This window comes from Rhizobium sp. CF142, assembly GCF_000281145.1.
Lineage (GTDB): Bacteria > Pseudomonadota > Alphaproteobacteria > Rhizobiales > Rhizobiaceae > Rhizobium.
This window is the reverse complement of the sequence record NZ_AJWE01000121.1, coordinates 1-23,972: the sequence shown is the minus strand read 5'-3', so window position 1 is coordinate 23,972 and position 23,972 is coordinate 1. Positions and strand designations below refer to the sequence as shown.

Here is a 23,972-nt window from a genome sequence, read left to right as displayed (position 1 = left end):
CTACGCTGCCGGCTTGCTGTTGGCGAGATACTTTTCCAGCCAATGGATATCATAATCGCCGTTGGCGATATCCTGGTTGGAAACTAGATCCTGGAACAGTGGCAGCGTCGTCTTGATTCCGTCAACGACAAATTCATCGAGCGCGCGGCGCAGGCGCATCATGCATTCGACGCGCGTACGGCCGTGGACGATCAGCTTGCCGATGAGGCTGTCGTAGTAAGGCGGGATCTTGTAGCCCTGATACGCGCCGGAATCGATGCGCACGCCAAGTCCGCCCGGTGCATGGAAATGCGTGATCGTGCCGGGCGAGGGCACGAAAGTGCGCGCGTCCTCGGCATTGATGCGGCATTCGATGGCGTGGCCGTGGAAGTGCACTTCATCCTGCGTGACGGAGAGCCCGCCGCCGGAGGCAACGCGGATCTGTTCATGCACGAGGTCGATGCCGGTGATGGCTTCGGTGACCGGATGTTCCACCTGCAGACGGGTGTTCATTTCGATGAAATAGAACTCGCCGTTTTCGTAGAGGAATTCGATCGTGCCGGCGCCGCGATATTTCAGCTTCATCATGGCGTCTGCGCAGATCTGGCCAATCTTCATGCGCTGCTCGACATTGAGGGCAGGCGAGTTGGCTTCTTCCCAGACCTTCTGGTGACGGCGCTGCAGCGAGCAGTCGCGTTCGCCGAGATGGACCGCATGACCTTCGCCGTCGCCGAATACCTGGATTTCGATGTGGCGCGGCTTTTCGAGATACTTTTCCATGTAGACGGCGTCATTGCCGAAGGCAGCGGCCGCTTCGGTGCGGGCGGTCGACCATGCCTCGATCAGGTCGGCTTCGGTCTTGGCGACCTTCATGCCGCGTCCGCCGCCGCCGGCCGTTGCCTTGATCAGCACCGGATAGCCGATATAGGCAGCCGTCTTCAGTGCGTCCTCTTCGGTCTTCACCTCGCCATCGGAGCCGGGAACGACAGGGATGCCGAGTTCCTGTGCCGTCGTCTTGGCGGTGATCTTGTCGCCCATGATGCGGATATGCTCCGCCGTCGGGCCGATAAAGGTGATGCCGTGTGCTTCGAGGATATCGGCGAACTTGGCGTTTTCCGACAGGAAGCCGTAGCCCGGATGCACGGCATCAGCGCCGGTGATTTCGCAGGCTGCGACGATCTGGTGGATATTGAGATAGCTTTCGCGCGACGGCGGCGGGCCGATGCACACACTCTCGTCGGCAAGGCGCACATGCATGGCGTCGGCATCGGCCGTCGAATGCACGGCAACACTTGCAATGCCGAGCTCCTTGCAGGCGCGCAGCACGCGAAGGGCGATCTCGCCGCGATTGGCTATGAGGATCTTCGAAATCATTGGCAAAGCCTTATTCGATGACGACGAGCGGCTGGCCGTATTCGACGGGCGAACCGTCTTCGACAAGGATTTCCGTGACCTTGCCGGACTTCGGCGAGGGGATCTGGTTCATCGTTTTCATCGCTTCGATGATGAGGAGCGTCTGGCCTTCCTTGACGGTGGCGCCGAGTTCGATGAACGCACGCGCGCCCGGGGCTGGGGCCATGTAGACCGTGCCTACCATTGGCGCGTTCACAGTATTGGCCGGGTTACGGCCGGCTGCTGCCGGAGCAGCCGCAGCTGCCGCGACTGGGGCAGCCGCAGCCGGTGCCGCATAGGCGGGGCCTGCGATCGGCGCCTGGATGTACTGGGGCGTGCCTGCCCGCGAAACGCGGATACGCAGATCTTCCTGTTCGACTTCGATCTCGGTCAGATCCGTGTCCTTGAGGATATTGGCGAGATCGCGGATCAGTGCCTGATCGATACCGGATTTCTTGTCAGCCATGAGTGTTGCCCTGTCTTCTTCTTATGCCGTGATGTTCTTCAGCGCGTGTAGCGCCAGGATGTAGCTATGAGGCCCGAAGCCGCAGATCACGCCCTTGCATGCGGGTGCGATCATCGACTTGTGGCGGAATTCTTCCCGCGCATGCACGTTGGATATGTGGAGCTCGATGACGGGAATGGAAATGGCACGGATCGCATCATGCAGCGCGACCGACGTATGCGTATAGGCGCCTGCATTGATGGCAACGCCGACGGCCTTTTCATCCGCTTCGTGGAACCAGTCCACCAGCGTGCCTTCGTGATTGCTTTGGCGGAAGTCGATGTCGAAGCCGAGTTCGCGGCCCGCAGCCTTGCAGTCCGCCTCTATGTCCTTGAGCGTCTTGCCGCCATAGATGCCAGGTTCTCGCTTGCCCAGCATATTCAGGTTGGGCCCGTTCAGGACAAAAATCGTTTGCGTCATCGAATGTTCCGTTTGGCGCACCGGCTGCCGATCTTCTCTGGATCAGACAACCGTTACGTGGTTCATTGTATTCATCGCGTCCTGTACCAGCCTTTCGGCGGCAAAGGCACGGGAATGCACGAGCGCCACCTATAGACTCCACGCGGGCTTATTGAAAGCCCTTACAGAATCGGCAGAGGATGTCGCGCCATGTTTGTCCACATGGCTGAAACGCTTCGATTCGGGCCATTTGATGAGTGGTCGCTGACGTGTTGATGTGAAGGTTTGACCGCGCGCTCCGGTGGCCGGATACATTACGGTATCGTAGCGTCGTGTATGCGGCCCAAACGGCCGATCCCGAGCTTCTGCGCGGCGCTTCCGCCACCGCGTTTCCACATGCTAAGGAGGATGGATGAGATTGCTCGTCGTGGAGGACAACAAGGACCTTGCGGCCTGGCTGGGTAAAGCCCTGCGGCAGGCACAATATGCGATCGATGTTGCCCATGACGGCGAGGATGCCGAACATATGCTGAAGGTGGCTGAATATTCGGCGATGATCCTCGACCTTTCGCTGCCGAAGCTGGACGGCCTCACGCTGCTGAAGAGATTGAGGCAATCCGGCAGCAAGCTGCCTGTTATTATTCTCACTGCGAATGCGAGCCTGGACGGCCGTGTGAGTGGGCTGGACAGCGGCGCTGACGATTATCTCGCCAAACCCTTCGAGATTGCGGAGCTCGAGGCGAGGATCCGCGCAGTCGTGCGCCGCGGGCAGGACCGTGCATCGTCCGAGGTCGTCGTGGGCGATCTCCTTTTCTCGGGAGGGACGCGGCAGTTTTTTGTCGCAGGCGAGCCCTTGCAGCTCACGCCCCGGGAATATGGCGTTCTCGAACAGCTTGTCATGAAGGCTGGCACCACCGTTTCCAAAGCCGCTCTGTCCGAAAGCGTGTTCGGTTTCGATGATGAAGCCGATCCGAGCGCGATAGAAATATATGTCCACAGGCTTCGGAAAAAGCTTGAAGGCAGCTCGGTTCAGATTGCGACCTTGCGTGGGCTTGGTTACCTGCTCAGACATGTCCAGTAACGTCCTCAACAAGGTCGGTGCGACCATCGTCAAACTCAGCAAAAGCCTCAGGGTGCAACTGCTTTGCTGGGTTTTGTTCACCTTGTTCGGAGCGATTGCTTTCAATCTCTACGACAGCTTCTGGACGGCGGATGCGACGGCAAAGCTCGTGACGGATCGAACCCTCCTGGCGTCGGCCCGCGTGATCGCGGAGGCTGTCCAGGTCGATGAGGGTGGTAACGCGCAGGTCGACGTGCCGCCTGCTGCGCTGGAAATGTTCGATACCGGCTTTGGCGACCGTGTTTTCTATCAGGTTACAACGGCATGGGGCAGCCTCATCAGCGGCTTTCCTGACGTGCCGCTGCCGGTGGTCCAGCGTGTCGGGGAGGATCGCACGTTCCACGGCGCTGGCGTCCGCATTATGATGCTCGAACATCCGGTCGTGGGCTTGCCGGCCGATGGCGCGATCTCCGTAACGGTCGCCGTGACGCACAATAGCCAGTACGCCATGCGACGGCAGCTGTGGTTCTCCGACTTTTCCAAACAGTTCATCCTCGTCTTCGTCGCGAGCCTCGTCACCATCCTCGGGCTTCAATGGGGCCTTGCCCCGGCCCTGAGGCTCAGGGATGCGGTGCGCGAGCGCGGGCGCAATCGCCTCGATCCGCTGCCGCCGGAGATGGTGCAGACCGAGTTCCGGCCGTTGGTACACGCGTTGAACGACCATATGGAGCGAGTCCAGAACCAGATGGCGGCGCAACGCCGCTTCGTGTCGAATGCCGCCCATCAGTTGCGCACACCCCTCGCGTTGATTTCGACGCAGGCAAGCGTGGCCGCGCGCGAGAAGGATGCCGATCGCCGCGATGAGGCGCTTGTCGCGCTGCGCACGAGCACCCGGCAGATTTCGCGTCTCGCCAGCCAGCTTCTTACCTTGTCGCGTGCCGAGCCCGGAAGCCGCCGCCCGCGGTCAGATGCGACCGATTTGAGCAAAGCAGCCCGTGAGATCCTGGAGGCACATGCGGAAGAAGCGCTGAAGTGCAATATCGATGTCGGCCTAGAAGCGGATGGTCCAGTCGTCGTCGAAGGCGACGGGACGATGTTGCGCGAAATGTTGGTCAACCTGATCGACAACGCCATCCGCTACACGCGGGAAAACGGGCGTATCACCGTCACCGTGCGACAGGCTGATGGCTATGCCATCGTTACGGTTGAGGACAACGGGCCAGGCATACCACAGGGCGAACGCGAACAGGTGTTCGAACGGTTCTATCGCATCATCGGGACCGAAGCCGAAGGAAGTGGTCTCGGTCTTTCGATCGTGCGGGAAGTCGTCGACGGCACAGGCGGCGGCGTCTCGCTCGACGAGGCCGAAGGCGGTGGTCTCGTCGTGACCGTACGCCTGCCGATCAGGTGAGCGTAAAATCCAGCCGATCGAATCAAAGAAGGCCGGGAATTTCAACGCCCGGCCTTTGCTTCGATCTGGCTCGAGAGGAGCTCGATCTGACTACTGCGCATCCATGTGTTGCTGCGGGCGCCATTTCGCAAGACGGGTCTCGATCAGCGTCATGATGAACTCGGCAAAGAGGGTGACGACCATGACGAGCAGGATCGCCGCGAACATGCCGGCCGCGTCGAACGTACCCTTTGCGATCGAGATGAGCTGGCCGATGCCGAACCGGGCACCGACGAATTCGCCGACGATCGCGCCAATAATGGCGAAACCGAAGGAGACGTGCAGGCTCGCAAAGATCCAGCTCATCGCAGAGGGAATGACAACCGTGCGTGTGACCTGCCAGTCCGAAGCACCGAGAATGCGCGCATTGGCGATCATGTTGCGGTCGGCCTCGCGCACGCCCTGAAAGGCATTCGCAAAGACGACGAAGAATACCATGATGAAGGCAAGCGCCACCTTGGACGGCAGACCGAGACCCATGATCATGATGAAGATCGGTGCAAGAACGACGCGCGGGATCGAGTTGATCGCCTTGATGTAGACGGAGAAGATATCCGACAGGAAGCGGTTGCGGCCGAGACCTATGCCGACGAATACGCCGGTGATCGAGCCCGCGAAGAAGCCGATCAGCGCCTCTTCCATCGTCACCCAGAGGTTATACCAGAGTGAGCCTTCCGTCGTGCCTTCGGTAGCCCATTCGTAGAGGCGTTGGAGCACGCCGCTCGGGCTGGAATAGAAGAACGGATCGATCCACTGCATGTTGGAAGAGAGCTCCCACATACCGATAACGAAGACCAGGATGGCGATTTGCCAGAAGCGCACGAGCATTTTGCGCCGGCGCATAGCCTTCAGCGCGGAGGCTTCGATTTCAACATCGGATGTTCCGGGCCGAAACAGAGTGGTCGAACCGGCCTCGAAAGTAGCGTTTGCCATGATATCCTCCCGTCAGGCCGCTTCGCTTGCGCGGCGGTAACTGGTCTCGACCTCCTTGCGAAGGTCCTCCCAGATCGTCTTGCAATAATCGATGAAGCTCTGCTCGTAGCGTATCTCCGATACGACGCGGGGGCGGGGAAGCTCGATCGTGTAGACCGACTTGACCGTGGCAGGGCCTGCCGTCAGTACATAGACCTTATCGGCCAAAGCCACGGCCTCTTCGAGGTCGTGGGTGACGAAGACCACGGAAGCCTTGCGCTCGGCCCAAAGCTTCAGCAGTTCCTCATGCATGACCGTGCGGGTCTGCACGTCGAGCGCCGAAAAGGGCTCGTCCATCAGTAGGATTTCTGGTTCGTTGATGAACGTCTGTGCCAGCGAGACGCGCTTGCGCATGCCGCCGGAAAGCTGGTGGGGATAGTGGTGCAGAAACTTCGAAAGGCCGACGCGGGCAAGCCAGTCGCGGGCACTCTTTTCCGCCTCGGCGCGCGACTTTCCGCGAAACAGCGGGCCGGCCATGACGTTCTCGATAACGTTCTTCCAGGGAAAAAGCGCATCGGTCTGGAATGCGAAGCCGACACGCCGGTCTATGCCGGTGATCGGGCCGCCCATCAGGCGCACTTCGCCGGCGCTGGGGCGGGCGAGCCCCGTTACGAGATTGAGCGTCGTCGATTTGCCGCAGCCGGTCGGGCCGACGACGGCGACGAATTCGCCGCGGGCAACCGTCATGTTGAAATCGCACAAGGCCGTCAGCGACTTGCCGGTCGGCGAGACGAAGCGCCGGCTGACATTGATCAGCTCAATCGCCGGGGTCTGGTTGTTGTCCTGTTGCATAATGAAACCTAAGGCGTGCTTTCAGGGCGTGTGCACGCAATGCCCATGATCGAACGGACGCCGCTTCGACCAACGCCGGAAGCGGCGCGACGGCCTCACTTGACGTTCTTGACGAATTCCGTCGTGTAGGTCTTGGAAAGGTCAATCTGCTTGCCCTTGACGTTCTTGGAGAACTCCGAGAGCACGGCAAGCACGGTCTTGGGACCGTCTTCCGGCATGACGCCGTCGGGCGTGAACATGCCCTTGCCCCCGTCGAGAGCCTTGATGTAGCCATCCTTGTCGCCGACGTAGAAGTCTTTTGGCATCTTGTCGGCGATGTCGGCGGCAGAATGCGTATTGATGTACTTCAGCGTCTTGACGAAGGCGTTGGCGAGCTTCTGAGCCTCGTCCTTATGCGCGTCGACCCAGGAGGTTTCCATATAGAGCGAGGCGGCCGGGTAGGTTCCACCGAGCGCGTTTCGTGTCGCTTCGACCGTGCGCATGTCGACGAGAACGCTTGCCTCGCCGGTCTTGACCAGGCGCGAGATCGTCGGCTCGGTCGTCATGCCGGCCTGGATCTGGTCCTGCTGCATCGCGGCGATGAACGTGCCGCCGGCGCCGACCGGAACGGTGACGACGTCGCCCGGCTGCAAGCCGGCCTTCGACGCCATGAAGAGGGTGAGGAAGTTGGTGGACGAGCCGAGACCAGTGACTCCGAGGCTCTTGCCCTTGAAATCGGCCGGCGACTTGATCTCCGGATGCTTGCTCGAAACCATCTCGACTTCGCCCGGTGCCTGGCTGAACTGGACGATGGATTCGACGAACTTGCCCTTGGCCTGCAGGTCAACGCAATGGTCGTAGAAGCCGACGACGCCCTGGACGGCGCCGGCCAGAAGCTGGTTTTCGGCATCGACGCCGGCCGCTTCGTTCAGCAGCTCGACGTCGAGCCCTTCGTCCTTGAAGTAGCCGAGCGATTCGGCGAGCTTGGCGGGCAGATAGATCTGCTTCTCATAGCCGCCGACCATGATGGTGATCTTGTCGGCTGCGCTTGCGCTGCTCGCAACAAAGGATGACGCGGCAAGAAGAGCGGAAAAAGCGACGGTGTGAAAAAGGCTGCGTGAAGAACGCATGGAAATCTCCTCCTTATGGTCCAAACGCATCGTCGTCTCGTCACCTTGACCGTGTCTCCTCCACGATGCTGCCCTTTTCTATGAGGTTGAAGCTTTCAACTAGCTTTCAGGCGATGACTTGTCTCAAGGCCCCCAACCGAGCCGTCGACCGAATACCTCGGCCAGCTTGAGGCAAGCCGAGGTATTCCGCCCGCAGAACGTCAGAGTTCCGCGCAATGACGTTCGGGAGGTCATGTATACGAATCGAATTGGATTACCCGACGCCAGAAGTCTCAGGCTCCGCGCAATCAGGCGGTTAGCAGCTCGTCTTGCCGCAGGCCCGCATATTCTTAACCTTGGCTTCAAGATCGTCGATGCCGACGGCGCCGGGCACCATTTCGTTGCCGATCACATAAGACGGTGTACCGCTGATGCCGAGATTGGCGGCGAGCTGATAGGTCGCCTGCACGATGTCATCGTTCGGGCTCTTTTTCATCTCCGCGCGAATCTTGTCTTCGCTGACGCCGAGAGAGGAGGCAACCTGGATTGCGGTGTCCTCGGAAGCGCGGCCGTCGCTGCCGAGCAGCGCGACGTGGAAATCGCTGTACTTTTCGGGCGCAAGCCGGCGGAAGGCATCCGCCACACGATGTGCCGCGACCGAATCCGGTCCGAGAATCGGGAATTCCTTCAGCACGAAGCGGACATTCTTGTCCTTCTTCAGGAGCGCCTGCATGTCGGGCAGGGCGTGACGGCAATAGGTGCAGTTATAGTCGAAGAACTCGACGACGGTGACATCGCCCTTCGCGTTGCCGAGTGTCACGTCATTCTTGGAATCGAAGATGCCGTCGGTATTGTTCTCGATGGCCATGGTGGCCTTCACCTGCTGGGCCATCTGCTGCTTTTTCTGAAGCGCATCCTGAACCTCGAGCATGATCTCCGGATTTTCGATCAGATACTGCTTGATGAACTCACCCAGTTCCTTCTTCTGCTGGTCGTCGAATGCAAATGCCTGAGCCGGAAGGGCGATGGAGGCTGCAAGCGCCAGCGCGGTGAGCGTTTTGGAGAAGAAGGCCATGGTATCCTCGTCGTCGGCTGATGGGTTTTCGAACGAAAAATACCATCGCCGGGTTAATGGGCTTGGATGCGTCCGCATCAAATTACGGCGCGTCGGGCCGCCATCAAACAGGAATTTTCCTCCGATCCAAGCCCTCGCGGGATTGTGATGAGCCGATTATTGCGGCAATTGTCTGGCCTTTATCTGAAGCCAGGCAGGAAGTGATCGTGTTTTCCATATCGAAACGCAGCGAAGTCGAACCATTCCACGCCATGGATGTTCTGGCCGAAGCGACGAAGAGACGGGCAGGCGGTCACCCCGTCATTTCCATGGCTGTCGGCCAGCCCTCGCATCCCGCACCCCAGGCAGCCCTTGAAGCCGCCCGCGCAGCACTCGCCGAAGGGCGGATCGGCTATACGGATGCGCTCGGCACGGCAAGGCTGAAACATGCGCTTGCCTGGTACTATCGCGCTCGCCACGGTCTCGAGATCGATGCCGTCCGCATCGCCATCACAACCGGCTCGTCGGCGGCCTTCAATCTCGCCTTTCTGTCGCTTTTTGATGCCGGCGATGCGGTTGCCATTGCCCGGCCAGGCTATCCTGCCTATCGCAACATCCTCGGTGCCCTCGGCCTCAATGTGGTCGAAGTGCCCGTCACATCAGAAACGCATTTCACGCTGACGCCCGAAAGCCTCGAAGCGATCCAGAAGGAAAAGGGTGTGAGGCTGAAGGGCGTGCTGCTTGCAAGCCCTGCAAATCCGACCGGCACGGTAACCGGCCGCGAAGGCCTGAAGGCGCTTGCCGCTTACTGCGATGCCAATGATATCGCCTTCATCTCCGACGAGATCTATCACGGCCTCACCTTCGCAGGCGAAGAGACGAGCGCGCTGGAGCTGACGGATGAGGCGATCGTCATCAACTCCTTCTCTAAATACTATTGCATGACCGGCTGGCGCATCGGCTGGATGGTGCTGCCTGAGCGGCTGGTGCGCCCGATCGAGCGCGTCGCCCAGAGCCTCTATATTTCTCCGCCGGAGCTGTCGCAGATCGCCGCCACCGCAGCGCTCGGTGCTGCCGAGGAGCTGGATCGCGTCAAGGCAAGTTATGCCGCTAATCGCGACCTGCTGCTCGACCGGCTGCCGAAGCTCGGCCTTGCGCCGGCGTCGCCCATGGATGGCGCCTTCTACGCCTATGTCGACGTATCGCGCTTCACCAATGACAGCATGGACTTCGCGCGCCGGATGCTGGCGGAAATCAATGTCGCCGCGACGCCCGGCCTCGATTTCGATCCGGTGGAAGGACCGCGTACGCTCCGCATTTCCTATGCCGGTTCAGAAGCCGAGATCGCCGAAGCGGTAGAGCGCATCGGCGTATGGCTGAAATAAGCAGGGCTTAGATCCGATATTCGGGCGCCTGCCGGTCGAGAACGCGCCTGACGCTTTCGAGATGCAGGCGCGCACTTTCCGGATCGCCTTCGCGCATCTGCTTTGCCGCCTGTTCCGCGATATCTTTGGGAACCGGGATCAGCGAACGCCCGGTGCTCATCGCCTTGAGCTGAACCTCTGCCGCACGTTCCAGATAGTAGAGATCGTCCCAGGCTTCGGCGATGTTTGGCGCGCAGACCATGACGCCATGGTTCTTCATGAACAGGATGTCCTTGTCGCCGAGCACGGCGGCGATCCTGTCGCCTTCCCGTTCATCGAGCGCCAGTCCGTTATAATTCTCGTCGACGGCGACGCGGCCATAGAATTTCAGCGACGTCTGTCCGGCCCAGATGAAGGGATCGCCCTCGACCATGCTGAGCGCTGTCGCGTTCGGCATGTGCGTATGGAAGGCCGCACCGACGCGCGGCGACATCTTGTGCAGGCGGGCGTGGATGAAGAAGGCGGTTGCCTCAGGCACGCCGTCGCCGGCAATGACGTTGCCTTCAAAATCGCAGATCAGCAGTGATGAAGCAGTTGCCTCCTGAAAGGCCCAGCCGAGCCTGTTGACGAGAAAGAGATCGGGATGGCCGGGCACGACTGCCGAGAAATGGTTGCAGATGCCTTCCTCAAGGCCGAGCCGCGCCGCCATTCGAAGGCATGCCGCCAGATCGACACGCGCCTGCCAGATCTCGTCGGTATCGAGCGGCAGATTGCGTAATATCGTCGGCTGTCCCTTCGCCAGGTTCAGTTCATGGGCCATGTTTTGTCTCCTATCGCGTCAATTACATCCAGCCGTTTGCGGCAAAGAGACCGGGTACCTTGTCGAGCGTCGGCACGGTCTCGTTGGGGCGGTAGTCGCTGAGCGGTTTCCGTCCCGTGCCACGATCAACCCAGATCGCACGAAAACCGAGTTCTCGTGCGGCGGCAAGGTCAAGATGGGGGCTGGCGCAGATGTGCACGAGATCATCCATGCCGATGCCGAGCGTTTTCCAGGCGTGCCGGAAGATCTGCGGCGAGGGCTTGTAGGCTTCCGCCTGCTCCGCGGTGATCACCCGGTCGACGAAGCCGCCGAGCTGCGCGACATTGCCGGCAATGATCGCGTCGTCCGTATTGGAAATAATGGCAAGCCGGAAACCGGCAGCTTTCAGCCTGCCAAGCGTTTCTACCACTTCCGGGAACGGCGGCATCCGGCCGATAGAGGACGTCAGCAGATCGGCATCGGCGGTGTGGAATGGCAGGCCGAACTCCTTCATCGCCAGTTCCAATGCGAGAGCCGTGACTTGGCTGAAGGATCGGTGCGGCTTTTGCTGTTCCAGTTCATGCTCGTAGCGGTCATAGACAGCAATGAAGGCCGCCTGGTCGATATCGCGGCCCTTGGCTGACAGGATCGCGTCCATGGCAGCAAGCAGGCCTTCATCCCATTGGATCAGCGTGCCGTAACAATCGAAAGTCAGCCAGGTTGGTCGGTTTCCGGGAAGTATCATCTCTCATCTCCATCATTTGCCGCATGTTGACAAAGATGCGGGTCATTGAGAAATTAAATGTCATAATTACCAATAGTGGAAAATCGAATGAGCTTCGCCTTCGACCTCGATCTTCTCCGAACCTTCGCGGCGGTCGTCGATACCGGCGGCTTCACGCGGGCGGCTGAGCGTGTTCACCTTACTCAGTCCACCGTCAGCCAGCAGATCAAGAAGCTCGAGGCCAATATCGGCCACACCCTGCTTCTGCGCGACAAGTCGACGGGGGGTATCCAGACGACGGAGGAGGGCGAAATTCTCTTGAGCTATGCCCGACGCCTGCTGGCGACGGCAGAAGAGGCGATGGACGTCATGCGCAAGCCCGCTGCGCCGAAGACCGTCAGGCTCGGCGTTCCCGAGGATTTTGCCGGCCGCAGGCTCATCGATCTTCTCTCCGGTTTTTCCACTGCCTCACCGTATATAAGGCTCGACACCGTCAGCGGCTGGAGCGTCGAGCTTTGCCGCCTTCTCGATACGGGTGAAATCGATCTGGCACTGATCAAGCGGGAACCCGGTGATGGTGCCTGTCTGGCGAGCTGGAAGGAGGAACTGGTCTGGGTTGAGAGCACGCTGCGGCCGGTGAGGGATGAGCCGGTCCCGCTCGCCGTCTTTCCGGTTGGCTGCATTTACCGTGAACGGGCGATCCGCTTCATCGAGCGCAGCGGAAGGCGCTGGCGCATAGCCTACACCAGCCAGGGTTTGATGGGCGTTCAGGCGGCGGTCGCCTCAGGCCTCGGCATCAGCCTGCTGCCGTCGGATGCCGTCTTGCCTGAACATCGCCAGCTTGGAGCGGCAGATGGGTTCGATCCGCAGCCCGCCTCCGAACTTGCACTCGTCAGGGGAAAGCTGCGTCTCACAGCGGAGAGCCGGTCGCTCGCCGATTTCCTCGCGGCCAATCTTTAGAGCCTTTCCTGGTCAGATTTCAGCATTCTGCCGGCGCAGGTTTTCGTCAGGGCAGGCGATTGGCGAAGGGCATACCCCAGGTACGTCCGAGCCGATCGCCTTTGATCCTGGCGCAAAGAGCCCGGCCCTAGCTGGTTTGCAAGCAAACCACCGGGGTTGGCTGAAACGGGCCGCCTGATCGACCGGTCGGCTTGGCCGTAGATCTGGGCTACGACGCGCGCCGGCCGGTCGACCATCCGACTCCGTTTGAGCCAACAGAATGATGCAAGCTGACCAGGAAAGGCTCTAAGTGCGCGAGGAGAAGAGCGAAGCGAGCGTCGAAGCCGGCTTGTTGTTCATCCGCGGCACGACAACGAGCTGCCTGATGTCTCCACGTTGGTAGGCGGCTAGGAAACGCTTGTAATCCTTGAAGGAAATGCAGCCGTTGGAATCGCCGTTCTTGCCGAGCATATAGGTGTGCGCCAGCAGACCGACACGGTTGAAGATCGCGTCCGAACCCTGCACCGGCGTCAGGCGAATGGCTGCCACACCATGGAACAGGGCTTCGCGCATCGTCAGGTTATAGGTGTGCGGCGGCGTCGGTCCTCGCATTTTCTGATCAATATAACGCGGGTTGTCGCGCATCTTGCCGAGACCGGAATGGGCCTCCAGCCGCTCGCCGTTCGGCAGGTAGACGGTCGCGTTTTCAATGTCGTAGATCGCGACACCGGCGCGCAGGCGTGGCGTAAAGACCGGCTTGTCGTAGCGAGGCACCGCATCGTCCTGGTCATCCTCGATCGGCGAGTTCGGCTTGGCATAGGCAAGTACAGGCTCGGCAGTACGCTGCGAACCCTTGGAGGCAGGCGCCGGCTTGCCGACGAGGCCGTCGGGCCGCGCCATCGGCAGCGGTACGGAATCCTCATCTGGGGCGAGAACCAGGTCGAAAGGCCGCGCACTATCGTCTGCCTCGGCAACCTCCATCTCGGCCGGCTTGTTGGCGGCGAGCACAGCAGCGGGGGTCGCCGGCGGCAGTTCGACGGGAGCAGGCATGACGCGCGGGCCGGCGTCGGCTAGAGCGAGCATAGCCGGCATTTCGGCCGCAGCGACAGACTCCTTCGACGGGATGATGATCCGGTCGGCGTCATCCTTGGCAGGCGTGGCGGCGGCGGTTTGGACGATGGGTGTCGCCGCCTTGACTGTGTCTTCCTTGCTGAAACGCGGATTGTCGGAGACGGCGACCGGCCCAAGTTCCGCGACGGCAACGGGGAGACGATTGGTCTTGGCGAGCGCCAGCTCCGCGCTCGATGCGGCGGATGTCTTCTCGGCGTGGGACTGGATCAACTGTGCTGTCAGCGGTATGGCCGGCTTTGCGTCGAATGCTGCCAACCGCGAGGCCTTATTGATGTGGATGAGCCGCTCATGTGACACGGCAGCATGTGCCTTCGGGGCTGCTGTGACCTGAGCGATCTCCTTCGGCGAGGAGAAGGGCATCGACACGGATTGCATTGTTGCAACAGTGCCGATAAGCCACGTGGAGGTCAGAAGTCCGGCGACTGCGATGCCGGTAAGTAAACCGCGAGATCTGCCCGAACGAACAGGGGATCCGCTAAAAGGGGCGACGTTGTTGAACGTCCCTACTGCAAACGCCATACTCTACTCGTCTTCCAAAACTCGCTATGCAGGCCGGCAACACTGACTACTGATCTATGCCGGAGCCGCTAACTGCCCAAAAAGGCCAAATTTTGGCCCATCCGCGACATGCGACTATTCCCTAAGGATGACGAACTATGGTTTCCAATTGGTTTACAGGTGCAGTGCTCTGCTTCGATTGTCCCGAAAAGAGGCGCTGTATTTTAGAAAAAGCTATTTTAAAAGGGCTTGCCACCATTGGCATGTCGCCGCTCGGTGATGGTTGACTCTGGCAGCGGGACAGAACTCTGCTGCCGTCAGCTGCGCGCCATAACATAGCTGCCGGGAGCTTCCTCGATCGCATTGAGCGCTGCTCCACCCACCTTGCGGGCAGCCACACGCTCCCCGGTCTGCGCCTCAATCCACGCATGCCAGTGCGGCCACCAGGAACCCCTCGTCTCCTTTGCCTTGGCAAGCCATGTATCATAGTCGCCCTTGGCCGGTCCGCCGGTCCAGAACTGATACTTGTGCTTGTCCGGCGGATTGACGACGCCGGCAATATGGCCGGAGCCTGCAACGACGAACTGCACCTTGCCGCCGAAGAACTGGCTGCCGAGGAAGACGGAATTTGCCGGCGCGATGTGATCCTCGCGGGTCGCGAGATTATAGATCGGGATCTTGATGTCCTTCAGCGACAAGGTCTTGCCGTCGAGGACCATCTCATCCCTGGTCAGCGCATTCCTGAGATAGCAGTTGCGCAGGTAGAAGGCATGGTTGGCCGCCGCCATGCGGGTCGAATCGGCATTCCAGAACAACAGGTCGAAGGGCAGGGGCTCCTGGCCCTTCAGGTAGTTGTTGACGAAATAGGGCCAGATGAGCTCGCTCGCCCTGAGCATATTGAAGGCCGTCGACATGCGCGAACCATCGAGATAGCCGAGCTCCTGCATATGCGCTTCCAGCGCTTGAAGCTGCTCCTCGTCGACAAAGACCTTCAGGTCGCCGGCATGGGTAAAATCGACCTGGGTGGTGAAGAGCGTTGCACTCTTGATGCGCTTGTTCTTTTCCTTGGCGTGCAGGGCAAGGGTTGCGGCAAGCAGCGTGCCGCCGACGCAATAGCCGATGGCGTTGACTTCCTTCTCACCGGTTGCCTTCTCGACCGTTTCCAGTGCGAAATCGACGCCTTCCCTTGCGTAGGCCGTCCAGCCCTTCAGCGCATGGCGGCTATCCGGGTTGACCCAGGAGATGACGAAGACCGTATGTCCCTGGTCCACGCACCACTTGATGAAGGATTTCTGCGGGTTGAGATCGAGGATGTAGAATTTGTTGATCCACGGCGGGCAAATCAGCAGTGGCCGTTTAAGCACGGTTTCCGTCGATGGCTCGTATTGGATGATCTGGCAGATTTCGTTCTGGGCGATCACCTTGCCCGGTGTCAGCGCCATGTCGCGGCCGACGGCGAATTTGGTCATGTCGGTCTGGCGCATGCGCAGTTCGCCGCGACCGGCAATGATATCCTCGGTCAGCATCTTCATGCCGCGCACGAGGTTTTCGCCGCTCGTTGCGATCGTCTCACGGTAGATCTGCGGATTGGTGACCACAAAATTGGTGGGCGAGAGCGCTGCCGTAATCTGCTTCACATAGAAGCCGGCCTTGTGCTTGGTGTGCTCGTCCAGCCCCTCGGTCTCGGCAACCAGCTTTTCGGCCCAGTCGGCGGTCACGAAATAGACCTGCTTTAAAAATTCGAAGAAGGGATTTTTCTGCCAGTCTTCGTCAGCGAAACGCTTATCCACGCGTGCGATCGGTTCTGCTGCCAGCGGGCTGCCCTGCATCCTCTGCATGGAGTTCATCCATATGCCGAAGAACGAGCTCATCAGCTGCGTCTGCGCCTCGAAGGTTCGGCGCGGATCGGAAATCCAGTATTCCGTCACCTTGGAGAGCGTCTTCACCATATCGGTGACGGGTTCGACGACCGTGTCGGAGATTTCGCCGCGTTCACGCGGGCCGAGCCACGCCGAAGCTGCCTTGCCGAGGTTTTCGAGCGCACGGGCGAAGTTCATCGCCATGGCCTCGGGATCCTTCAGAAGATAGGGATCGAGATCCTTGGCGTCGAAATCCACCTTGGCACCATTCTCCCGCTTGCTGTCGGTCACGCACTTCCTCCGGCGGCAGCACCCACTGTTCGTTCGTTGTACATCTGCTGTGTTGAAGAAAACAAGTTCCGCTCGCCTCCTCTCATGCTATTGCTTTGTCGCTGCGACGAATTTAACAGTCGAAGCAGGCAGGATTGGATCATCAGGCATGACGACGACAGGCATTGGGCATATCGCGACCTTCACCCGCACCGCAGCAATCTGCGTGGCGGCCGCGGCCATGGCCATAGCGCTTGCCGGATGCAACAAGACCGCCGAGGAGAAGAAGGCTTTTGCCCAGCGCATGGCAGCACCGACGGCAGTCGTGATGCCGGCCTCCAAGGGTGAGCCTGTTGAAGGCGGCCTGACCAAGAGCCCGGACGGCTACCCGTCGTTCGGTGCGCCACTGACGGCTGCCAATGTGCAGATGAGCGACGAACAGGCGGCCGAGCTTCAGCATCAGCTGACGGCCCTCAGCGCCAAGCGGCAGTCGGGCGCAATCTCGGAAGCGGAGTACCAGCGTCGCGTCGCCGAGATGCGCGCGCTTGCCGCCGACCACGGGGCCGCGACGCTCTCCGAAATCACCAAATAAGCCTTGCCTTTAAGGCGATTTGGACGCAAAGCCTTCCGGATGGATCGGAAGGTGCAATTTTCCCGATAATGCGCTTCGTGCGCGGCTTCTCCGTCAAAGATTTGCCGCGCAGTTAAGTTGAAGAGGAATACGGCGCTGCGAGTCTGAAGCTCGTATCGCAGATGCCGGGAGACGGAACGAGCTTCGACAGCGGTCACGTTGGCCGCATTTCCATGGGGAAAGAGATGGAAGAGTTTCACAAAGTCCGGCGTTTGCCGCCTTACGTTTTCGAACAGGTCAACCGTTTGAAAGCGAGCGCGCGAGCGGGCGGGGCCGATATCATCGATCTCGGCATGGGAAACCCTGATCTTCCGACCCCTCAGGCGATCGTCGACAAGCTCTGCGAAGTCGTCCAGGACCCGCGCACCCATCGTTATTCGTCCTCCAAGGGCATTCCCGGCCTGCGCCGCGCCCAGGCCGCCTACTATGCCCGCCGATTCGGCGTGAAGCTGAACCCGGACACGCAGGTGGTCGCCACCCTCGGCTCCAAGGAAGGCTTCGCCAACATGGCGCAGGCCATCACCGCACCGGGTGACGTCATCCTCTGCCCGAACCCGACCTATCCGATCCATGCTTTCGGCTTCCTGATGGCCGGCGGCGTGATCCGCTCCATGTCGGTCGAGCCGGATGAAAGCTTCTTTCCGCCGCTGGAACGGGCCGTCCGCCACTCGATCCCGAAGCCGCTGGCGCTGATCCTGAACTATCCGTCGAACCCGACGGCCTTCGTGGCGACCCTCGACTTCTACAAGGACGTCATCGCCTTCGCCAAGAAGCATGACATCATCGTCCTTTCGGATCTCGCCTATTCGGAAATCTATTTCGATGGCGAGCCGCCACCGTCGGTTCTGCAGGTTCCGGGCGCAATGGATGTGACGGTTGAATTCACCTCCATGTCCAAGACCTTTTCCATGCCCGGCTGGCGCATGGGCTTTGCGGTCGGCAACGAGCGGTTGATCGCGGCGCTGACGCGTGTGAAGTCCTACCTCGATTACGGTGCCTTCACGCCGATCCAGGTTGCCGCAACCCATGCCCTGAATGGCGACGGTTCCGACATTGCCGAGGTACGCAACGTCTACAAGCGGCGCCGTGATGTCATGGTCGAAAGCTTCGGCAAGGCCGGCTTCGAAGTGCCGCCGCCGGCTGCCACCATGTTTGCCTGGGCGAAGATCCCGGAAAAGTTCCGTCATCTCGGCTCGCTGGAATTCTCGAAGCTTCTGGTCGAGAAGGCCGATGTTGCCGTTGCCCCCGGCATAGGCTTCGGCGAGCAGGGCGACGACTACGTCCGTCTGGCGCTTGTCGAGAACGAACACCGCATCCGCCAGGCTGCGCGCAACATCAAGAAGTTCATGTCGACGGCGGACGAGACGATGCACAACGTCATCTCGCTCAACGCCCACCGTTAATTCCAACCTCGAAGACAGCCGCAGATTTGCGGCTGTCTTTCACTAGACATTTCAGGATCGATCCATGGCAGATGCCCTCAAAATCGGCATTGCGGGCTTGGGCACCGTTGGCGCCTCGCTTGTTCGCATCATCAGGCAGAAAAGCAATGAACTTGCAGTCACCTGCGGACGCCCGATTACGATTACGGCAGTTTCGGCACGTGATCGCTCGAAGGACCGTGGCATCGATCTGACCGGCATCACCTGGTACGAACGTCCGGAAGAACTGGCCGAAAAGGCCGATATCGATGTGTTCGTCGAGCTGATCGGTGGTGCTGAAGGGGCTGCAAACGTGGCCGTTCGCGCCGCTCTTTCCCGTGGTCTCCATGTGGTGACCGCCAACAAGGCGCTGCTTGCCTATCACGGTGTCGAGCTCGCGACGATTGCGGAGGAGAAGGGCTCGCTTCTGAACTTCGAAGCGGCCGTTGCCGGCGGCATCCCTGTCATCAAGGCGCTGCGTGAGTCGCTGACGGGCAATACGATCTCGCGCGTCTACGGCATCATGAACGGTACCTGCAACTACATCCTCACCAAGATGGAGAAGGAAGGCCTGTCCTTTGCCGATTGCCTGAAGGAAGCCCAGCGCCTCGGTTATGCCGAAGCCGATCCGGCTTTCGACATCGAAGGCAATGATACCGCCCACAAGCTTTCGATCCTGACGACACTTGCCTTCGGCAACAGGATCGCTGCAGACGATATCTATCTCGAAGGCATCACCAATATCTCGATCGATGATATCCATGCAGCTGCCGACCTTGGCTACCGCATCAAGTTGCTCGGCGTCGCCCAGCGCACGGATACCGGCATCGAACAACGCGTGCATCCGACGATGGTGCCGGTCGATTCCGTCATCGCCCAGGTCGATGGCGTCACCAATGCGGTGGCAATCGAATCCGATATTCTCGGCGAACTGCTGATGGTTGGCCCCGGTGCCGGCGGCAACGCCACGGCCTCTTCGGTGCTCGGCGATATCGCCGACATCGCCAAGAGCCAGCCGGGCGCCCAGCGCGTTCCCGTCCTCGGCCATCCCGCCAAGTCGCTTGAGACTTACCGCAAGGCGCAGATCCAGAGCCATGAGGGTGGTTATTTCATCCGCCTGACCGTTCTCGACCGCACCGGTGTTTTCGCGAGCGTCGCGACCCGCATGGCGGAAAACCAGATTTCGCTGGAATCGATCGTCCAGCGTTCCAAGCAGCATCTGGCGCCCTCGCACCACCAGACGATCATCCTCGTCACCCATGCGACGATGGAGGATTCGGTGCGCAAGGCGGTCGCTGCAATCAAGGAAGAAGGCTACCTCGTCGGCGAGCCGCAGGTGATCCGCATCGAGCGTCCCAAGGAAGAATCCTGACGCTTTATTCCAATTTGGAACGGTTCAGCCCGTCCGAGGTCGCTCGGACGGGTTTTCTGTTATTAATCAAAGCATTTCGCCGAATTTATATTAACAGATATGTAGATATAGATATAATGAACCTGGGAGCCGTTGGAGTCGCGGGTTGAGGAATATCGAGCATACGCATGATCATGTTCGGACGGAGATCGAAAACCCTCAGGCGGGCTTGCCGAAATCTGACCCGACGGCACTTGGAGCAGCCTTCGAGCGCGAGGCGCTGCGAGGGCGGAATTGGGCCACTCTCCTGATCCTGCTTTCGGTCCTCTTCGTCCAGCTGCTTGTTATCGGCTTGGTTATCTGGGCAATTTTCTGGTAATCCACAGGCTTGAAATCACCGCTTTGCTATCTGCCCTGCATCTGTAAAAAGGGCAGATGATGAAAGCGGAGTTTGGCATGGCAGATCAGGTCGATCCGGTACCGCGTGCCTTCCTGGGCGTCGAAAAATCGGTTCTCGACAATCGCTGGGTTTCCCGTCTCGATCAGGCGGGGCAGAATCGCGCGCTCGCCATGTCGCAGATGCATGGCCTGCCGGATCTGATTGCACGTGTGCTTGCCGGCCGCGGCGTGACGGCGGATGAGGCCGTCGAATTCCTGGATCCGACGATCCGCAGCCTCATGCCCGACCCCTACAAGCTGACGGACTGCGAAAAGGCCGCCAAGCGGCTTGCAGAAGCGATCCGCGATGGCGAGCCCGTCGCGATCTTCGGTGACTATGATGTCGATGGCGCTGCATCCTCGGCACTCATGTATCGCTTCCTGAACCATTTCGGCGTCAAGGCGCATATTTACATTCCCGATCGCATCTTCGAAGGCTACGGCCCCAACCCGACGGCCATCAATCAGTTGATCGACAACGGCGCTAGCCTGATCGTCACTGTCGATTGCGGCTCCACCAGTCACGAGGCGCTGGCGGCTGCCGCGAACCGTAACATCGATGTCGTTGTCATTGATCACCACCAGGTGACACACGAGCTGCCGCCCTGCCATTCCCTCGTCAATCCAAACCGCGAAGACGATCTTTCCGGGCTTGGGCATCTTTGTGCGGCGGGTGTCGTTTTCATGGTGTTGGTGGCAACACTGCGCCTGCTGCGCCAGGCCGGAGACAAGCGCATCCTCGCGATCGATCTCCTGCAATGGCTGGATATCGTGGCACTTGCGACCGTCTGCGATGTCGTGCCCCTCAAGGGCCTCAACCGCGCCTATGTGGTCAAGGGGTTGGTCGCCGCGCGCCACCAGAGCAATGCCGGTCTTGCGGCACTATTCCGCAAGGCGGGCCTGGCAGGTCCTGTTACGCCCTATCATTTCGGCTTCCTGATCGGCCCGCGCATCAATGCCGGCGGGCGAATCGGTGATGCTGCGCTGGGAAGCCGCCTGCTGACGCTGGACGATGCCGTAGAAGCCGAAGCCATCGCCCAGCGGCTGGACGAACTCAACCGCGAACGGCAGGCCATGGAAGCGGTCATGCTGCAGGAGGCCGAGGCCGAAGCGCTGGCCGAATATGGAGACGGCGAGGGGGCTTCCGTCATCGTCACCGCGCATGAGAAATGGCACCCCGGTATTGTCGGCCTCATTGCCGCGCGCCTGAAGGAGAGGTTCAAGCGACCCGCCTTTGCCATCGCCTTCGATCCCTCAGGCAGGGGCACCGGCTCTGGGCGTTCGATCAACGGCTTCGACATGGGCAGGATGGTGCGTGCAGCGGTCGATGAAGGACTGCTTGTGAAAGGCGGTGGTCATGCCATGGCGGCTGGTCTTACTGTCGAGCGCGGCAAGCTTGGCCTGCTGAGAGCCTTCTTCACCGAGAAGGCACAGAAGACGGTGTCGGCCCTTGTCGCCAATGAAACGCTGAAGATCGATGGTGCTATCGCTGCAAGCGGCGCAACGATCGAGCTTATCGACCGTCTGGAAACGGCGGGGCCTTATGGCTCGGGACATTCCCAGCCGGTCTTTGCCGTACCGGCGCATCGTGTGCGCGATTCCCGCCTGGTCGGCGAGCGGCATGTGAAGGTGACGTTGGAAGCCATGGATGGCGCACGCCTCGACGGCATAGCCTTCAGGGCTGCCGAGACCCCGCTCGGCAACCTGCTTCTCAACTCTCGTGGCGCCAACCTGCATGTCGCAGGCTCGCTCGGTGCCGAACACTATCAGGGCTCGCGCAGAATCCAGCTGCGTATCAGCGATGGCGCACCGGCCAAGTGACAGGCTGAAGGGCTATCGGCTTGGAAAGGGATCAGGCTGGCTGCGGCTGAGAAAGTGGTGCTTTTCTGCGAAAGCGGGTAACCACCACGGCAAGTAATATGCCGCCCGCAATGATGCCGACTGACAACAGCGGCCTGTAGGCGAACCAGCCTATGGCGATGACAACGGGGCCGACAAGCAGCGTCAGCACGAAGGCCACGATGCTCGTGCCGAAGCCAATGATCGAGCCGACGAACGGGATCAGGTCGGCAAGAATAGGCAGGAGCCCAAACATCAGCTTGAAACTGACGAACAAGCCGATGATACCGGCGGCGCGCACAAGCCAGGTGATGATATTGTTTTCACTCTCGGCCGTTTTGAACATCTGGCCGGCATCCACATCGCCTTCAGCGGTAAGGAAGATATCGCGGTGGTTGGTCGTCTCGTAGGGAACGAGCGCGCTGTGACTCTGCTTGCCGACGATGCTTGCCGTTTCCACGTCGATTCTCTGGTAGGTGATCCTGAGATCGCCGACATCGGGCAGGTTTTCGTTCAGACCGATATAGGCACCCTCGGAATTCCGCTTTGCCGGCCGGCTGGCGCCAATCTGCACTGCTATGCGCTGCACGTCGCTGTCGGTGAGCGCGAGTCGTGAATAGTCGCCGATCCCAGCCACATCCTTGCCCGGTACCGAGAAGGCGCCGACATGTGCTGTTTTTGCCGTGAAGGTGGCGCCGTCAGGCATGCTGGTTGGATTTTGATGATCGTCAGGCTGCTTGAAGCGGCTCGAATCGACGATGTCCGAGCGCCATTCCTTGGTGTAGGAATAGGTTGTCGTCGTTTCCTCGCCGCCACCCAGTGTCTTTTTGGTCTGGCTCTCGCTCTTTTCCACCCACTGATACATCTCGACCTGGCGGGAAAGGCCGACGGCCCCGTCGGCGGTGACGCCGAATTGGCTATCCTGCGGGATCTGATCGGATTTCACCGCGCCGCTGATGTGGACCAGCTTGCCTTCATTGGCCGGATCGACAGCCGCACCATCGACCGAAATCACCTGTGACGCGCCTTCGGACAGAGCACGATAGGTCTGGATCGCACGTCCTTCGTTCCAGATCAGCAGCCAGATACATCCGATAAGCAGGGCAAGGCCGACCAATGCACCGATCAGCGCGCTTTTGATGCGCTCAAACCACGAAGTATAGGTCGTTTCCGTATGGCTCATATCCGAAAATCCCTTGTCGCCGAGGCGTATATTGGAGTGCCGCGTCAGCAGAAATACCTCGATAATCCTAGACGCCGCCCGCTAATCCCCGGTAAATACCGAAAACCATTTTTGGGCTGATCATATCCTTGAAAATAATAGGCTTTACGAAGATTACGGAGCGGATTCACGAGCCGACTTCGCGCTACACACGGCAGCGTATGATGCGTGATGTCATGGCATTTGCTCCATCAATTCGCATGACAGGCACAGTCGGAACCGCGAACGGAACTCTATGAAAAGACAGGGAAATAGTGAAGAAGAGTGGCACGCCCTAGGGGAGTCGAACCCCTCTTTACAGAATGAAAATCTGTCGTCCTAACCGATAGACGAAGGGCGCGTGCTCTGTGGTGGCGCCCTTATAGTCAGCACCTTTCTGCGCCGCAAGCGGCAAAATGAGAATTTTTCACCGGATTATGCAGATTTTTTCTAGGCTTGTGGAAAAGTGGAAAGCGGACGGGAATGATTGTCTTAGCCAGACCTTGTCGCTGCGTGAATTGTTGGCCTGCAGCGGGGGGCACCACATGACAGGACAAATTTAGTTCTTCGTGAAATTTCGGTCGGTGGCTTTTGGTACGCCCTAGGGGAGTCGAACCCCTCTTTACAGAATGAGAATCTGTCGTCCTAACCGATAGACGAAGGGCGCAGGCTTTTAGTTCAAATAGGAAGGCGCAACGCGTTCCGCAAGCGACAGAGACTGTATGAGATCGGAAGAGGAAGTGGCACGCCCTAGGGGAGTCGAACCCCTCTTTACAGAATGAAAATCTGTCGTCCTAACCGATAGACGAAGGGCGC

21 protein-coding genes and 3 tRNA genes are annotated in these 23,972 nt (G+C 59.8%); 9 read left to right on the top strand and 15 right to left on the bottom strand.

All coding sequences use genetic code 11. The annotated features are described in order from the left end of the window. The 3 genes from accC to aroQ are packed head-to-tail and all read right to left on the bottom strand — an operon-like array spanning position 1 to position 2,296. Positions 1 to 1,353, bottom strand: coding sequence for an acetyl-CoA carboxylase biotin carboxylase subunit (gene accC, locus PMI11_RS30600; protein ID WP_007825198.1), 1,353 nt, complete (start codon positions 1,351 to 1,353; stop codon positions 1 to 3). 10 nt (positions 1,354 to 1,363) lie between these two features. Continuing rightward, the gene (gene accB, locus PMI11_RS30595; protein WP_007825197.1) at positions 1,364 to 1,837 is read right to left on the bottom strand and encodes an acetyl-CoA carboxylase biotin carboxyl carrier protein; all 474 of its coding nucleotides are present in this window, start codon (positions 1,835 to 1,837) and stop codon (positions 1,364 to 1,366) included. 21 nt (positions 1,838 to 1,858) lie between these two features. Then, a complete protein-coding gene (gene aroQ, locus PMI11_RS30590; RefSeq protein ID WP_007825196.1) occupies positions 1,859 to 2,296 on the bottom strand; it encodes a type II 3-dehydroquinate dehydratase in 438 nt (145 codons plus the stop codon). 391 nt (positions 2,297 to 2,687) lie between these two features. Here aroQ and PMI11_RS30585 point away from each other — a divergent pair, with 391 nt between their 5' ends. Then, complete coding sequence (locus PMI11_RS30585; RefSeq protein WP_007825195.1) at positions 2,688 to 3,356, top strand: response regulator; 669 nt, start codon at positions 2,688 to 2,690, stop codon at positions 3,354 to 3,356. Continuing rightward, on the top strand, positions 3,346 to 4,746 hold the full coding sequence (locus PMI11_RS30580; RefSeq protein WP_007825191.1) for a sensor histidine kinase: 1,401 nt from the start codon (positions 3,346 to 3,348) through the stop codon (positions 4,744 to 4,746). Before PMI11_RS30585 ends, PMI11_RS30580 begins: the two co-directional genes overlap by 11 nt. Before the next feature lie 90 nt (positions 4,747 to 4,836). Here the strand turns inward: PMI11_RS30580 and PMI11_RS30575 are convergent, their stop codons facing one another. From PMI11_RS30575 to PMI11_RS30560, 4 genes are all read right to left on the bottom strand, one after another. After that, positions 4,837 to 5,718 carry an ABC transporter permease gene (locus tag PMI11_RS30575; protein ID WP_007825189.1) on the bottom strand — a complete coding sequence of 294 codons (882 nt, stop codon included), beginning with the start codon at positions 5,716 to 5,718 and terminating at the stop codon, positions 4,837 to 4,839. A 12-nt stretch (positions 5,719 to 5,730) separates the two neighbouring features. Continuing rightward, on the bottom strand, positions 5,731 to 6,549 hold the full coding sequence (locus PMI11_RS30570; protein ID WP_007825187.1) for an ABC transporter ATP-binding protein: 819 nt from the start codon (positions 6,547 to 6,549) through the stop codon (positions 5,731 to 5,733). Between the two features lie 95 nt (positions 6,550 to 6,644). Then, complete coding sequence (locus PMI11_RS30565; protein WP_007825184.1) at positions 6,645 to 7,658, bottom strand: ABC transporter substrate-binding protein; 1,014 nt, start codon at positions 7,656 to 7,658, stop codon at positions 6,645 to 6,647. 295 nt (positions 7,659 to 7,953) lie between these two features. Then, entirely contained in the window at positions 7,954 to 8,712 is a 759-nt protein-coding gene (locus PMI11_RS30560) for a DsbA family protein (RefSeq protein ID WP_007825181.1), read from the bottom strand. Between the two features lie 206 nt (positions 8,713 to 8,918). Between PMI11_RS30560 and PMI11_RS30555 the strand changes: the two genes are divergently transcribed. Then, entirely contained in the window at positions 8,919 to 10,076 is a 1,158-nt protein-coding gene (locus tag PMI11_RS30555) for a pyridoxal phosphate-dependent aminotransferase (RefSeq protein ID WP_007825176.1), read from the top strand. A gap of 7 nt (positions 10,077 to 10,083) precedes the next feature. Here PMI11_RS30555 and PMI11_RS30550 read toward each other — a convergent pair whose 3' ends face one another. Both PMI11_RS30550 and PMI11_RS30545 read right to left on the bottom strand, forming a co-directional pair. Continuing rightward, entirely contained in the window at positions 10,084 to 10,875 is a 792-nt protein-coding gene (locus tag PMI11_RS30550; RefSeq protein WP_007825175.1) for an aldolase, read from the bottom strand. Between the two features lie 22 nt (positions 10,876 to 10,897). Continuing rightward, complete coding sequence (locus PMI11_RS30545; RefSeq protein ID WP_007825174.1) at positions 10,898 to 11,599, bottom strand: haloacid dehalogenase type II; 702 nt, start codon at positions 11,597 to 11,599, stop codon at positions 10,898 to 10,900. Positions 11,600 to 11,686: 87 nt separating this feature from the next. Here PMI11_RS30545 and PMI11_RS30540 point away from each other — a divergent pair, with 87 nt between their 5' ends. Beyond that, positions 11,687 to 12,538 (top strand): LysR substrate-binding domain-containing protein, encoded by an 852-nt coding sequence (locus tag PMI11_RS30540; protein WP_007825173.1) that lies wholly within the window; start codon positions 11,687 to 11,689, stop codon positions 12,536 to 12,538. Positions 12,539 to 12,823: 285 nt separating this feature from the next. Here PMI11_RS30540 and PMI11_RS30535 read toward each other — a convergent pair whose 3' ends face one another. Then, a complete protein-coding gene (locus PMI11_RS30535; RefSeq protein WP_007825172.1) occupies positions 12,824 to 14,167 on the bottom strand; it encodes a DUF2778 domain-containing protein in 1,344 nt (447 codons plus the stop codon). A 137-nt stretch (positions 14,168 to 14,304) separates the two neighbouring features. Between PMI11_RS30535 and PMI11_RS38445 the strand changes: the two genes are divergently transcribed. Then, entirely contained in the window at positions 14,305 to 14,433 is a 129-nt protein-coding gene (locus PMI11_RS38445; RefSeq protein ID WP_280110111.1) for a hypothetical protein, read from the top strand. A 30-nt stretch (positions 14,434 to 14,463) separates the two neighbouring features. On the opposite strand, the gene phaC is transcribed toward PMI11_RS38445, so the two are convergent. After that, positions 14,464 to 16,296, bottom strand: coding sequence for a class I poly(R)-hydroxyalkanoic acid synthase (phaC, locus tag PMI11_RS30530; RefSeq protein WP_007825165.1), 1,833 nt, complete (start codon positions 16,294 to 16,296; stop codon positions 14,464 to 14,466). Between the two features lie 148 nt (positions 16,297 to 16,444). Between phaC and PMI11_RS30525 the strand changes: the two genes are divergently transcribed. The 4 genes from PMI11_RS30525 (at position 16,445) to recJ (ending at position 21,937) form a co-directional block, all read left to right on the top strand. Further along, positions 16,445 to 16,867, top strand: coding sequence for a hypothetical protein (locus tag PMI11_RS30525; RefSeq protein WP_007825163.1), 423 nt, complete (start codon positions 16,445 to 16,447; stop codon positions 16,865 to 16,867). Positions 16,868 to 17,091: 224 nt separating this feature from the next. Further along, positions 17,092 to 18,309 (top strand): LL-diaminopimelate aminotransferase, encoded by a 1,218-nt coding sequence (locus PMI11_RS30520; protein ID WP_007825161.1) that lies wholly within the window; start codon positions 17,092 to 17,094, stop codon positions 18,307 to 18,309. Positions 18,310 to 18,373: 64 nt separating this feature from the next. Next, positions 18,374 to 19,699, top strand: a complete 1,326-nt coding sequence (locus PMI11_RS30515; RefSeq protein WP_007825159.1) for a homoserine dehydrogenase — start codon at positions 18,374 to 18,376, stop codon at positions 19,697 to 19,699. A 435-nt stretch (positions 19,700 to 20,134) separates the two neighbouring features. Beyond that, complete coding sequence (gene recJ, locus PMI11_RS30505) at positions 20,135 to 21,937, top strand: single-stranded-DNA-specific exonuclease RecJ (protein ID WP_007825155.1); 1,803 nt, start codon at positions 20,135 to 20,137, stop codon at positions 21,935 to 21,937. Positions 21,938 to 21,968: 31 nt separating this feature from the next. On the opposite strand, the gene PMI11_RS30500 is transcribed toward recJ, so the two are convergent. The 4 genes from PMI11_RS30500 to PMI11_RS30485 form a co-directional block, all read right to left on the bottom strand. Further along, positions 21,969 to 23,138, bottom strand: a complete 1,170-nt coding sequence (locus PMI11_RS30500; RefSeq protein WP_007825150.1) for a TMEM43 family protein — start codon at positions 23,136 to 23,138, stop codon at positions 21,969 to 21,971. Positions 23,139 to 23,442: 304 nt separating this feature from the next. Then, positions 23,443 to 23,517: transfer RNA gene (locus PMI11_RS30495), tRNA-Glu, on the bottom strand. 231 nt (positions 23,518 to 23,748) lie between these two features. Then, positions 23,749 to 23,823: transfer RNA gene (locus tag PMI11_RS30490), tRNA-Glu, on the bottom strand. A 74-nt stretch (positions 23,824 to 23,897) separates the two neighbouring features. After that, positions 23,898 to 23,972 (bottom strand) — tRNA-Glu (locus PMI11_RS30485).